The organism is Pseudomonas sp. B14-6, assembly GCF_013260315.1.
GTDB lineage: Bacteria > Pseudomonadota > Gammaproteobacteria > Pseudomonadales > Pseudomonadaceae > Aquipseudomonas > Aquipseudomonas mandelii.
On sequence record NZ_CP053929.1, the window covers coordinates 5764417 to 5777225 of the forward strand.

10 protein-coding genes are annotated in these 12809 nt (G+C 59.3%); 4 read left to right on the top strand and 6 right to left on the bottom strand.

Going from position 1 to position 12809, the window contains the following annotated elements:
• Positions 1-5 precede the first annotated feature (5 nt).
• The 6 genes from HP062_RS26270 to yaaA all read right to left on the bottom strand — a co-directional run bounded on the left by HP062_RS26270 (position 6) and on the right by yaaA (position 8725).
• Entirely contained in the window at positions 6-1493 is a 1488-nt protein-coding gene (locus HP062_RS26270) for an alginate export family protein (RefSeq protein WP_010463117.1), read from the bottom strand.
• Positions 1490-2896, bottom strand: coding sequence for an alginate biosynthesis TPR repeat lipoprotein AlgK (gene algK / locus HP062_RS26275; RefSeq protein ID WP_010463115.1), 1407 nt, complete (start codon positions 2894-2896; stop codon positions 1490-1492). The genes HP062_RS26270 and algK overlap by 4 nt, the downstream gene beginning before the upstream one ends.
• A 9-nt stretch (positions 2897-2905) precedes the next feature.
• The gene (locus HP062_RS26280) at positions 2906-4075 is read right to left on the bottom strand and encodes an alginate biosynthesis protein Alg44 (protein WP_010463113.1); all 1170 of its coding nucleotides are present in this window, start codon (positions 4073-4075) and stop codon (positions 2906-2908) included.
• A 36-nt stretch (positions 4076-4111) separates the two neighbouring features.
• Positions 4112-5593 carry a mannuronan synthase gene (alg8, locus tag HP062_RS26285; protein ID WP_370654476.1) on the bottom strand — a complete coding sequence of 494 codons (1482 nt, stop codon included), beginning with the start codon at positions 5591-5593 and terminating at the stop codon, positions 4112-4114.
• A 227-nt stretch (positions 5594-5820) separates the two neighbouring features.
• Positions 5821-7137: a nucleotide sugar dehydrogenase gene (locus tag HP062_RS26290; RefSeq protein ID WP_010463110.1), complete on the bottom strand. Its 1317-nt coding sequence runs from the start codon at positions 7135-7137 to the stop codon at positions 5821-5823.
• Between the two features lie 808 nt (positions 7138-7945).
• Positions 7946-8725 carry a peroxide stress protein YaaA gene (gene yaaA, locus HP062_RS26295; protein ID WP_010463107.1) on the bottom strand — a complete coding sequence of 260 codons (780 nt, stop codon included), beginning with the start codon at positions 8723-8725 and terminating at the stop codon, positions 7946-7948.
• Between the two features lie 265 nt (positions 8726-8990).
• Between yaaA and HP062_RS26300 the strand changes: the two genes are divergently transcribed.
• The 4 genes from HP062_RS26300 (at position 8991) to moaD (ending at position 12808) form a co-directional block, all read left to right on the top strand.
• Positions 8991-10115: a polysaccharide deacetylase family protein gene (locus HP062_RS26300; protein WP_042932353.1), complete on the top strand. Its 1125-nt coding sequence runs from the start codon at positions 8991-8993 to the stop codon at positions 10113-10115.
• Between the two features lie 347 nt (positions 10116-10462).
• Complete coding sequence (locus tag HP062_RS26305) at positions 10463-11857, top strand: PhoH family protein (protein ID WP_145306896.1); 1395 nt, start codon at positions 10463-10465, stop codon at positions 11855-11857.
• A gap of 238 nt (positions 11858-12095) precedes the next feature.
• On the top strand, positions 12096-12569 hold the full coding sequence (moaC, locus tag HP062_RS26310; protein WP_059406245.1) for a cyclic pyranopterin monophosphate synthase MoaC: 474 nt from the start codon (positions 12096-12098) through the stop codon (positions 12567-12569).
• Positions 12566-12808: a molybdopterin converting factor subunit 1 gene (gene moaD / locus HP062_RS26315; RefSeq protein WP_010463101.1), complete on the top strand. Its 243-nt coding sequence runs from the start codon at positions 12566-12568 to the stop codon at positions 12806-12808. Before moaC ends, moaD begins: the two co-directional genes overlap by 4 nt.
• Position 12809 lies beyond the last annotated feature (1 nt).

Here is a 12809-nt window from a genome sequence, read left to right on the forward strand (position 1 = left end):
TCGCATCAGAAGCGCCAGATCACGTCGATAAACGCGCGGTGCATGTACGAATCGACGCCTTTGCCATACGCATCGCCCGGCTTGAACACACCGCCACGCAAGCGCACGAGGGCCGAAGGCTCATCGATCGACTGACTCAGGGAGGCCGGCAGCAGGCCTTGCTTGAAGTACTTGGTGACGACCACGTCCATTTCCTGGCCGAGGTCTTTGTTGCCATCTTCCAGCGGCAGGGACGTGCTGGAGAGCACGGCGCCGGTCACGTCGTCGGTGTCGTTCTGCACGGCGTTGATGCCGTTGCTGCCGACCGGCTTGTTGCCGTCGACACGCCAGAATTTGTGGTAGATCACGCTGGCGTCGTATTCGTCGTTGAGCATCCACGAACCGAACAGCGTAGCGGTCTGCATGTTGTTCATTTCGCCACGGAAGGCTTCGCCGAAACGGTGAACCCGCGAACGGGTACCGGTGTAGTTCGAGCGATTGCTTTCCAGGCCGTTCTGTTCGTAATCGGCGCTGGCGCGGGCATAGGCTGCACCGACTTGCCATTGCGGATCGAGGCGCAGACGCACGCCCAGATCAGTGGCCCAGCCATCGACGTTGCCGCTGGTCTTGGCTTGTGCCGGCGGAGTGCCGTCGGCGTTCAGCGGATTGACCGTGTCGCGGTCGCCGCTCATGCCGGTGACGCTGCCCCAGTAATTGACGGTGTTGGTGTTGCGCCAGTTGTAGGCATCGCTGTCGGCGGTCAGGCCGATCCAGCTGATGTCGCCGTTCTCTTTCTTGTCCAGAGAATCGGCCGGAACACCAGGTTGCGGATAGTCAAGCTTGCCGTCATCGTGGGTGTGATGACCACGAATGCCGACCCAGTTGCCCGGCGTCCACTGATACGCCGCATCGGCGTAAGCATGCAGGCGATCCTTGTCTTTCGGAGCCAGCTCGGTGAGGTCGGTGCGGTATTCGCTGAAGCGTTCGGCCACACCGGCGTTGGCACGCAACAGGGTGGTGTCGAAGGTCCAGTTCAGGGCTTCGATGTTGGTGTCGCGCCATTGGCCATCGTCGTTGCGCAGGCGCTGGCGACCGAGCTTGAGGATCTCGCCAGGGTACGGCGTCAGGCCGCTGTAGCCGACCCAGAACTCGCGCATCGCCAGGTAGTTTTTCTTGCTCTTGCGATCACCGTTGTCGGTGGTCTGGGTGCCGTCGCTGTCGGACTGCTGCAGCGTGTCGGTCTCGATGATGTCGGTGGACGTCACGGCCTGACCCATGGCGTAGCCGCTCCACGCGCCGCTCTCGCCGTAGATCCATGGACGCAGGTCGAGGCCGACGCCGTTGACGTCGCCGCCGCTTGCGGTGCCCAGATCGGTGTCGTCTTGGGACTGGCCGGTGATTTTCACATCAAGGCCGTAGTTTTTGCTTTCAGTCAGGGCCGCCAGGGTCGGGCACGACCACAACAGGGCGAACGACAGGCCAATACCGGCCTTCACGAATGGATTCAGCTTCATAGGGATTCCTCGCCGTCTTCTTCTTGCAGGGCATGCAGTTCCAGCGTGTTCTGGCTCAAGGCACCACGAACGTCCTGTTCTTGTTTCAACAGACGTTTGGCCTCGGCGAGCTGGGCAGGCGGCAGTTGGGCTTCGAGTGTTTGCGCAAGCTCGGTGGCTTGCGGGGTGTTCTGCGTCTTGGCCAATTGGCTGAAGACGTAAGCGTTAAGCGGGTCGGGCTTGGTGCCCTTGCCTTGGGAAAACAGTTGGGCAATGGCGAAGTCGGCGCTGTTCTGGCCGTTGCGCGCAGCCTTGAGCAGGTGGTCCAGCGCTTTCTGCGAATAGACCTGGCCCAGGTAACCGCGACGGTAGATCTGGCCGAGGTAGTAATCGGCGGCCACTTCTCGGTCGACGGCTTTCTTGAAGTGTTCTTCGGCAGCCTTCGCGTCGGCCGGCACCATTTTGCCTTCGTAATAGAGCTTGCCCAGCAACAGTTCGGCGCGCGGCTGGTCGGCGGCGCGGCCGTTGTCCAGATACTTCATCATCGTGTCGACGTCGCCCAGTTCCGGGAAGTCGTAGAGCAATTGTGCGAGGCTGACCCAGGAAGCGGGGTAGCCCGGAGCGATGCCTTCGAGCAGCGACTGAGCGGTTTTCTCGTCGGTCTTGCCCAGGCTCGCATCGCCCAATACGCGAGCCACACTGTCCACGCGTTGAGCGGTGACCGTGCCGCGAGCGTGAGCGGCTTGCATCTGCTTGATCAGCTCGGCCTGTTGCTCAGGCTTGGCCTGTTTCTGATAGACCGTGGCCAGTTCGACGTAGCAGATGTCGGTGGTGTTCAACGCCGCTTTGCAGATGGTTTCCACTTCGTCCAGATGCTGGTCGTAAGTGCCCTGGGTGCGATAGAGCAGCACTTGAGCCAGGCCCGCTTCCGGTTTGCCCTCGGCGCGCCATTGGCTGATCTGCTGCTGGGCGTTGACGTTGGGGAAACTGTGCGGGTATTGCAGGTACAGCATCGCCAGCGGGATCAGGGTGTTGCCTTCACCAGCGGCCGAGGCTTTTTTCAACAGGCCTTCGGCTTCGTGCTGTTCGGCTTCGGTGGAGCCGGGTTTGGCCACCAGCAGACGACCCAGGCGAGCCTGGGCCCGCGGCGAGACGCTGGCCGCGGCGCGATAAGTCGCCTCGGCCTGTTTGATCTGCGCCGGGTCACGACTATCGACCTGGATATCGGCCAGGCCAACCTGTGCTTCGCTGTAGCCCAGGTCTGCCAGTTGCTGGTAATTCTGCGCCGCCAGCGCGGTGTCACCGCGCTTGAGGGCTTCGTTAGCCAGACGTTGGTCTGGAAGGCCGGCACAACCGGCCAGAGCAATTGCCATGGCCAGGGTCAGCGGGACCGGCAGGATTCTGAGTGGGCTAGTCACGGGCATGTCCTCTGCTTAAATACCGGCGGCCATGGCTTTGTCGATCAGCCAGTTCAGGTTCGGACCACGGGTGCTGTTCACTTCAACCGGGCGACCGGCGAACTTGCTGTCGAGTGGCTCGTCAGGCTGGATCAGCACGCGGATGTCCGAGGAAAGGTCGGCGCTTTTCAGGCTGGTGCTGCTGACGATCTTGCCGCTGCGGGTTTTGTCTTCACCGGCGATCTGGAAGCTGACCGTGTTGCCTGGCAGCACATCGCCGAACTGGCGATAGGAGAAGCGCGCTTCAACATTGGCTTCGCTGTTGCGCGGCACCAGTTGGAAGATCACGTCGCCTTTGCTGGCGTACTGACCGTTGGCGACCAGTTGCTGGGCCACGGTGCAATCGCACGGCGAGGTCAGGGTGCCGGTCATTTGCTTGCCGAACAGTTCTTCAACCTTGGCCGGTTGCAGTTGGTTGTCGTCCAGATGGCCCTTGAGTACGTCGAGCATGCTGGTGCTGAACGTTGCGAGCGGCGCGCCTTTGGCAGCAACGCCGTCGGCCTTGATCAGGCTCTGCACGGTGCCGTCGCGGGGCATGGTGATGTTCATGCCTGCCACGCTGACCAGGCCCGCCTGGGCGTGGCTGACGAAGTACATGCCGTACACCGACTTGAAGATGAAACCGAACGCCGCGAGGCCGACGATGAAAATCGCCAGGCTGAAGGTCACGGCGCGCAGACGACCGAACGCGGTCATGCCGTGGCCGCCGTCCTTCATCTTGCGCGCCTTGGTGAAGTTGTCGCGCTGCAGGGTCGCCAGCACTTCACCCATGCTGACGATGTCGCCGGCCAGGTGCGAGGTGATCAGGTGACGCAGGGTGGAAATATCCTGGGGTTCCAGGTTCTGGAACTGACAACCGATGCGGCCGGTCTGGCGGTCGACGGAGCGGATCAGCAATTCCACGTCCATGGCCAGGCCGAGGTTATCGATGACGAATTGCAGGCGCGCCTTGTACACATCGCCGGTTTTCAGCGGCAGCTGACCGGCGTTGAAGGCCAGGCCGCCAGCGGAGAGGTCGATCACTCGAGCTTCTACCGGGGTCCGGTCGGGACCGAAGAAACGCAGCTTGGCCGGGATTTTCACTCGGGCGTGTTGGCGCTGGGCTTCTGACTCATGCACTACGTTGGCGTTGACGGCGGTATTCATAGGGGCGTTTTCCTGGTTAATTCAATAAGGGGGCGGTCAGACCATCATCAGCAGCACGGCAACAAAAATGCTGCCGGCGGAGAAGGTCATGGTCCGAGACGACCAGGTGTTGAACCAACGTTGAAAGCTGGCGAGGTCACGGGTCAGGGAAGTGGGCTGGCGAGTCCAGGACTGTTGGTCGAGGCGGAAGAACACGTAGATCTTCACCAGCGCGCCGACGATCTGGTTGTAATAGAGAATCGCCGGGTAGGCCGGGCCGATCCGGTGACCGGACAACGACAGCAGCACGGTCAGGATCAGGCGGGTAATGCCGATCCACAGCAGGTACACCAGGATGAACGCGGTGCCGTACTTGAAGCTGGCGATCAGCGCGACCGTCAAGCCCAGCAACGAGGTCCACATCGACACGCGCTGATCGAACAGCACCACCGAGGTGAACAGACCGAGGCGTTTAACCCCCAGGCCCAGGGCGCGGGCGTTCTGGCGCAGGTTGTTGCCGTACCAGCGGAACATCAGTTTGCGACTGGCCTTGATGAAGCTTTTTTCCGGCGGATGCTCCACGGTGTGGATCGCGGCGTCCGGCACGTAGAACGTGTCGTAGCCCAGGCGCATCAGGCTGAACCAGCTCGACTTGTCGTCACCGGTCAGGAACTTGAAGCGGCCCAGGCGCCAGTGTTGCAGCGAGTCGCTTTCCACGTCGGCGATGAAGTCCGGGTTGGTGACCACGGTCGCGCGAAACACCGACATCCGGCCGGTCATGGTCAGTACGCGCTTGGACAAGGCCATCGAGCACATGTTGATGTGGCGCTGGGCGAATCGCAGTTTGTGCCATTCGCTCATGATGTAGCCGCCGCGCACTTCGCAGAACTCGTTGGTGGTCAGGCCGCCGACATTGCCGAACAGCTGGAACCACGGCACGGTCTTGAGCACGGTGCCCTCGGCGAGCACGGTGTCGCCATCGATCACTGCAACCACTGCGCGGTCGTCCGGCAGGTGGCGGGAGATGGCGCGGAAACCGTAGGCCAGGCCATCACGCTTGCCGGTGCCGGGAATGCGCACGAAGTCGAGCTTGACCCGATCCGGCGGATTCATTTTCGTCCAAAGGCTTTTCACCAGCTTCTCATCGGACATTTCGACGATGGAGCAGACCATGGTGGTCGGCAGGCCGCAGTCGATCGCTTCGCGAATGACGGAGGCGTAGACCTGGGCGGTGGTCAGCGCGTCGATACGGAAGCTGGTGACCATCAAGAAAACATGGGACGGGTTTGCCGCGTCACCCAGCTTGCGCACTTTGCGCCGCAGGTGCGGGTAGACCACGTACAGAAACAGCATCCCGCGCACAAAGTGCGTGGCGCCCATCGAGTAGCGCCAGATGCCGATGAAACCGATGAGGAAGATAAAATCCTTCGAATCGGAATCGAATGTGGACGCAGGCAACGCCATGGCGATGCCCATCAATAAACTTAGGTAAAACAGCCAACCGGCGGCCTGAAGTAGGCCGTGCTTTAGCCTGTGCATAATCTGCATCCGTCTCTATCTCGGGCGAGCCTGTGGGGTGGCCCGATGGGGTTAAGGCAGGCATAAAAAACCGTAGGAGCGAGGCTTGCCCGCGAAGGCGGTGTGCCTGACACACCGCGTTGCCTGGTTCGCCGGCAAGCCTGGCTCCTACAGGAGCCAGGCGGTGTACCTGACACATCAAGTCGTCTGGTTCGCCGGCAAGCCTGGCTCCTACAGGGAACGGCTTGTTACCAGCAGATGCCTTCGGTACGACCGCTGACGCTGGTGGCTTTGGACATGAAGCCAACCAGGTCGACGACTTGCTTGCCGTGTGGAGCGTTCTGCGCCAGGGCGCGGAATTTCTCGTCACGGTTGCCGAGGATGATCACGTCGGAGTTGGCGATCACGTCGTCGAAGTCAGCGTTGAGCAAGGACGAGACGTGAGGGATCTTCGACTCGATGTAATCCTTGTTCGCGCCGTGGACACGGGCGTATTCGACGTTGCTGTCGTAGATGCTCAGGTCGTAGCCCTTGCCGATCAGCATTTCCGCCAGATCTACCAGCGGGCTTTCGCGCAGGTCATCGGTGCCGGCCTTGAAGCTCAGGCCCAGCAGGGCGACTTTGCGTTTGTCGTGGCTGGAAACGATGTCGAAGGCGTTCTGCACCTGGGACTCGTTACTGCGCATCAGCGAGTTCAGCAGCGGTGCTTCCACGTCCAGCGAGCCGGCGCGGTAGGTCAGGGCGCGAACGTCCTTCGGCAGGCAAGAGCCGCCGAACGCGAAGCCAGGACGCATGTAGTACTGGGACAGGTTCAGCGTCTTGTCCTGGCAGACCACCTCCATCACTTCACGGCCATCGACGCCGACAGCCTTGGCGATGTTGCCGATCTCGTTGGCGAAGGTCACCTTGGTGGCGTGCCACACGTTGCAGGTGTACTTGATCATCTCGGCGACAGCGATGTCCTTGCGGATGATCGGTGCGTCGAGCTCTTCGTACAGCGATTGCAGAACGTCGCCCGAGGCCTTGTCGAACTCGCCGATGACGGTCATTGGCGGCAGGTCGTAATCGGCGATCGCGGTGCTTTCACGCAGGAACTCAGGGTTCACTGCAACGCCGAAGTCGACACCGGCTTTCTTGCCGGAGCAGTCTTCGAGGATCGGGATGACAACGTTTGCGACAGTGCCCGGCAGCACGGTGCTGCGAACCACGATGGTGTGGCGGGTGGTCTTGTCGCGCAGGACAAAACCGATCTCGCGGCATACCGCTTCGATGTAGTTCAGTTCCAGGTCGCCGTTCTTCTTGCTCGGCGTACCGACGCAGATCATCGACAGGTCGGTGTCGCGAATCGCTTCGGCGAAGTTGGTCGTGCCGCGCAATTTGCCCGTCTCGATACCCTTCTTCAGCAGTTCGCCCAGACCCGGTTCAACGATCGGCGAACGGCCGGCGTTGATCATATCGATTTTGTCTTTGGCAACATCGACGCCAACGACGTCATGGCCCCGTGCAGACAGGCAACCGGCACATACTGCGCCGACGTAACCCAAACCAAATATGCTGATGCGCATCGCAATTACCTCTGTGTTTATCAAGCCATTACATGGCCGGAGTTAATGGTGTTCATCGTTATAGTGCACTCGCAAGTGCGGCCTTACGGGCGCCGCAGTGCCGCGTGCAGGCATACAAAGTTCCGAGTGTCTAAATAAGTGCACTCAAGATGTGCGCAACTAGGCCTTATTATTCTGATATGCCCTGTTATGCAGCCGATCTTCTAATCAGAGGACCGTGTGCAAAGGTCTTGCGCGCTCAATGCCAGGCAATAAGCCCGTAAATCAAGCGGTTGGGTGCTCAGGTGAGCACGTTTATAGGGGCGCAGCCTTGGCCTTGAAGGGGATATTGATAAGCGTATCTCCTGTCCTGTATGTGTTGCCCAAATTAGAGGTCCGGTCTGCAGAAGTTAATGTGACAACTTCGCTATGTGACGCTCTTCTCTGCGTAAGTTATCTCGTACATGCATCGAGAAAATCGTTACCGGTGGTATGAGCTACGCATTTGGACATAGTTCCTGCCCGCCCATCGCCGATTCTGAAATTTCTTGAAATATTGGGAAAGATGGCACTGCTCTCAGATTGATAGCACTTGCCGTTTGGCCCTTTATATATAGGCTTATTATCGAGTCAGATAGTTTTGTGCCACTACTGATAAAAAATTTCAGTGCCACTACTGAAAAAAAACATCAAAGTCGAGTGAAACTAAAGTTAGAAAATCAGGCGATGGATTTCTGGCGCCAATAAGTCGGCGAACAAGGTGGGGAATTGTTGGACGATCAGACGTCGACGCACGACGATTTTTTGCCGTCGTGCGCCGGTCAGGTGCTTACTCTGGCGCGTGATCGCGCAGGAACACCAGATGGTCCGGTTTAGACTGTTCGGCGCTGTAGCGATAGCCTTGAACGTCAAAGTTTTTGAGGTCTGCCGGGTCGTTGACGCGCTCTTCAATGACAAAACGACTCATCATTCCGCGCGCTTTTTTCGCGTAGAAGCTGATGATCTTGTATTGGCCGTTCTTAAGGTCCTTGAAGTCGGTATTAATAATGCGTGCGTTAAGGGCACTGCGTTTGACCGCCGAGAAGTACTCGTTGGAGGCCAGGTTCAACAACACGTCGTCGCCCTGATCGGCCAGGGCTTCGTTCAGCCATTCGCTGATCCGGGTGCCCCAGAACGCGTACAGGTCCTTGCCACGGGCATTCGCCAGTTTGGTGCCCATCTCCAGACGATACGGTTGCATCAGGTCCAGAGGACGCAGCAGGCCGTACAGGCCTGAGAGCATGCGCAAGTGCTGTTGCGCGTAATCGAAATCGGCTTCGCTGAAAGTTTGTGCGTTGAGGCCGGTGTAAACGTCACCCTTGAAGGCGAGCAATGCCTGCTTGGCGTTTTCCGGTGTGAACGCTGGCGTCCAGCTGCCGAAACGCGCGGCGTTGAGGCCGCCGATCTTGTCGGAGACGTGCATCAACTCACTGATCTGCGCGGGCGTCAGGTCGCGCAGTTGCATGATCAATTCCTGGGAGTGGTCCAGGTATTGCGGCTGGGTGAAGCGCTGGGTCGCCGGCGGTGTTTCGTAGTCGAGGGTCTTGGCGGGGGAAATCACCATCAGCATGAAGTCGTCTCCTTTAATCGTGGGGGCGATTCTAGGGGGTTGGACCGGTTGACTCCAGCTATCAAGTCCATAGGTGATCGGTGGTGTTGCACAAACCCTGCAGGAGCGAGGCTTGCCCGCGAAGGCGGTGTGCCAGTTACCGGTGATGCCAACTGACACACCGCCTTCGCGGGCAAGCCTCGCTCCTACGGGGGTCAGTGCGGCTGCGGGAATATGGGCAGGATCAGCTATAGTGCCGCGCGGGTTTTGTTATGGAGACATCCCATTGCGTATCGTTTTTCTATTATCGGCCTGGCTATTGAGCTTTGGTGCCATGGCGGCGCCGGGCGATGTGGCGACGCTTGATCGCAGCACCTGGCCGGAAAAGCTCAGCAGCCCGACGCTGTTCGACGTGGCATCACGCGCCGAAATCCTCATGTTTTCGCGGGTGCTGCTGGCGAGCGAGTCGCTGGATGAAGCGAGCCTGGCCCAGCGTCTGGGCCTGCGCAAGATTAATCTGGAGGCCGTCAACAACCTGCGCCAGCGCCTGTGGCAGCGACTGCTGACCAACTACAACTTCGCCCAGCAGAGCTGCGATCAGGATGCCTCCTTCTGTTTCCTCGTCGAGGACATGGACACCCTGCGCCAGCAAGCGGCCAAGTTTCAGGTCAGCGACGACAGCTATTACATCAAGTGGTCGGAGCCGAGCCGGTTGTTCCACGCCCAGTATCTGGATGAGCAACTGCGCAAGGCGGCCCTGTTTCCGCAGAGCAGCAGCGAAGTCGATCGTTTTGGTGACTATGAGCGCAACGGCGAAGAGATGCATGACCGGCTGTTTTTGCTGACGTTCGACAGCGCCGCCAATATCACGCCGGACAACACCGGCTGGGTCACCGAGTACCTGCGCAAGTCGAACATGAGCGGCACCTTCTTCGTGCTGGGCAAAGACATTCAGGCGCGTCTGGCCGAGCGCTCGGTGGCCAGTCTGCAAGCGACCTATTCAACGCAGTGCATTGGCGTGCAAGGCTGGGAGTTTCGCTCCCACAGCCACTGGCAGGACTGGCAGGACTCGGTGCGCCGCAGCGTCGAGCTGGTCAAAAGCAAACTGCCGGAGAATTACGTGCCGCTGTTCCGTCCGCCCGATGGCCAGCGTCGTTCTGACGCCGAAGGCTTCTTCAAGGCTCAGGGTTTGCAGGTGGCACTGTGGGACATCGATGCCCAGGATGGCGCCGGCAAGCTCAAGGGCAACCCGAGCGCCCAGCGCGTGTTGACGCTGATGCTGCTATGGCGACATGGGGTGATCAACTTCAATGTGAAGCAGGATGCGGTGAAAACGGCGATGCCCTGGCTCATCACGCAAACGGCGCAAAGCGGGATCGGTTGGGAGGACTGTCAGGACGCGTTTCGCTGAAACCGTAAAAAGCCCGGAATCATTGGGGAGGAGGGCGTGGCGGGGTGATTTTCGAGCAGATTTCGATGCAGGCGGACTTCCGACTTTAACGGGGTGATGGCCATCCGCCTAGTGCTATTGGTCACTCTGAAAAATAAACTTCAAAAAAACGTCAAAGTACTTTTTTCTGTCATGGGTTTTGGAGTATTACGAAGACAGACCGCCGAAACCTGCAACACAGGTGGCGTCTTCCAAGACCCTACTTGTTCGCAGTTCACTTGAATCCTCGCAGGTGAATTCGGTGGCCACTTCGAGGCGCAGCACTGTCACGGTATTGCGTCGAATGGCTCCCACAAAGGTGACCGAGTATGGATGATCACGGACGTAGTTCTTCCTCCAACCAGCCAATCCTTTATGTACTCGATACCAACGTATTGATTCACGATCCAAACGCCCTGCTTAATTTCGAAGAACACCACGTTGCCATCCCGATGACCGTGCTTGAGGAGCTGGACAAGCTCAAGAGCGGGCATCACAGCGTGGCCGCAGAATGCCGTCAGGCGATTCGCCTGATCGACAAGACCCTCGGCGATGCCAGCCCCGAAGACGTCGAGCTCGGTGTGCCGATCCAGCGCGGCAAGAGTGGGCCCAAGGGTTTGCTGTCAATTCTGATGAGCAAGCGTGCCGAACCGAACATCATTCTTCCCGAACACCTGAACGACAACATCATCATCAACCAGTTGATCGACCTGCACGCGCGCGAACCAAAGCTGCCCGTGGTGCTGGTCACCAAAGACATCAACATGCGCCTCAAGGCCCGGGCTTGCGGGATCGCGGCCGAGGACTACAGCACCGACCAACTGGTCGATGATGTGTCGCTGCTACCCAACGGTTATCACAACATGGACGGCTCCTTCTGGGACCGGGTGAGGAATGTCGAAACCCGTCAGGATCACGGTCGCACCTGGCATCAGGTGCAATTGATCGACAACCTGCCGGCCGTCCACATCAACGAGTTCATCATTGACGAACAGGGCTTCGTCGGCTGGATCAAGGAGATAGAGGAAGACCGGCTGCTGATCCTTGACCTGCACCAGGAACCGCTGCTGCACCAGGAAGCGTGGGGCCTTAAACCCCGTGACATCTATCAGAGCCTGGCGCTATACGCCTTGCTTGACCCGGACATCCACCTGGTCAACCTGTCGGGTGCTGCCGGCTCCGGTAAAACCATCCTGGCCCTGGCGGCGGCGATCGAGCAGACCATGGTCAGCAAGCGCTACCGCCGGATCATCGCGACGCGCAGCGTGCAGGGCCTGGACCAGGAAATCGGTTTCCTGCCCGGCACCGAAGCGGAAAAAATGGAGCCTTGGCTGGGCGCCATCACCGACAACCTTGAAGCCTTGCACATGGATGACGAAAACACCCATGGCAGCGTCGATTACATCCTCAGCAAAGTCCCGTTGCAGTTCAAATCCCTCAACTACATTCGAGGTCGCAGCTTCCAGCAGAGTCTGATCCTGATTGATGAATGCCAGAACCTGACACCGCACCAGATGAAAACCATCATCACCCGTGCCGGCGCCGGTTCCAAAGTGGTGTGCCTGGGCAACCTGGCGCAGATCGACACCCCTTACCTGTCCGCGACCAGCTCCGGATTGACATACCTGACCGAACGCTTCAAGGATTTTCCCAACGGTGTACACATCACCCTGCAAGGGGTGCCACGTTCGATTCTGGCCGAATACGCCGAAACGCATTTGTAACTACGTCACCAGAACCGGGCGGCCCCAAAAGCCGCCCGGTTTTTTTATGCCCAACACAAATCCCCATGCAGGAGCGAGGCTTGCCCGCGAAGACGACCGCACATTCAACATCAATCTGTCTGACACGCCGCCTTCGCGGGCAAGCCTCGCTCCTGCAAGGGCCATTCATCCAATAATCAAACGTGCGGAAATTTGACCCACAGGTTTACAATCGACGCTCCTGATCAGGAGTAAACCTGTGCTGACTCATCTCGATTCCCAAGGTCGCGCCAATATGGTCGACGTCACCGAAAAAGCCGTGACGTTCCGTGAGGCAACCGCTCAAGCGCTGGTGCGCATGCTCCCCGAAACCCTGCAGATGATCGTCAGCGGCGGTCACCCCAAGGGTGATGTGTTCGCCGTGGCGCGCATCGCCGGCATTCAGGCTGCGAAGAAGACCAGCGATCTGATTCCCCTGTGCCATCCGCTGATGCTCACCGGCGTCAAGGTCGAGCTGAGTGCCGAAGGCGATGACACCGTGCGCATCGTCGCGCGCTGCAAGTTGTCGGGACAGACCGGCGTCGAGATGGAAGCCCTGACCGCCGCCAGTGTCGCCGCGCTGACGATCTACGACATGTGCAAGGCCGTGGATCGTGGCATGACCATCGAAAGCGTGCGGCTGCTGGAAAAACTCGGTGGCAAGAGCGGCCATTTCCAGGCAGATCAACCATGAACGTCACCGTGAAGTTTTTTGCCCGCTACCGCGAAGCGCTTGGCGTGGACTCAATCAAGGTTGAAGGCGATTTCGCCACGGTCGACGACGTCCGTGCATTGCTGGCTCAGCGTGACGGTGCCGAGGTGCTGAGCGAGCAGAACTTGATGTGCGCCCGCAACGAGGACCTCTGCCAGCTCGACGAACCGGTGACTGACGGTGACGAAGTGGCGTTCTTTCCGACCGTGACCGGGGGCTGAC

Excerpts from the sequence above, each read along its gene's own strand:
- HP062_RS26270 (WP_010463117.1), bottom strand. The coding sequence starts at position 1,493 with ATGAAGCTGAATCCATTCGTGAAGGCCGGTATTGGCCTGTCGTTCGCC.
- algK (WP_010463115.1), bottom strand. The coding sequence starts at position 2,896 with ATGCCCGTGACTAGCCCACTCAGAATCCTGCCGGTCCCGCTGACCCTG.
- HP062_RS26280 (WP_010463113.1), bottom strand. The coding sequence starts at position 4,075 with ATGAATACCGCCGTCAACGCCAACGTAGTGCATGAGTCAGAAGCCCAG.
- alg8 (WP_370654476.1), bottom strand. The coding sequence starts at position 5,593 with ATGCACAGGCTAAAGCACGGCCTACTTCAGGCCGCCGGTTGGCTGTTT.
- HP062_RS26290 (WP_010463110.1), bottom strand. The coding sequence starts at position 7,137 with ATGCGCATCAGCATATTTGGTTTGGGTTACGTCGGCGCAGTATGTGCC.
- yaaA (WP_010463107.1), bottom strand. The coding sequence starts at position 8,725 with ATGCTGATGGTGATTTCCCCCGCCAAGACCCTCGACTACGAAACACCG.
- HP062_RS26305 (WP_145306896.1), top strand. The coding sequence starts at position 10,463 with ATGGATGATCACGGACGTAGTTCTTCCTCCAACCAGCCAATCCTTTAT.
- moaD (WP_010463101.1), top strand. The coding sequence starts at position 12,566 with ATGAACGTCACCGTGAAGTTTTTTGCCCGCTACCGCGAAGCGCTTGGC.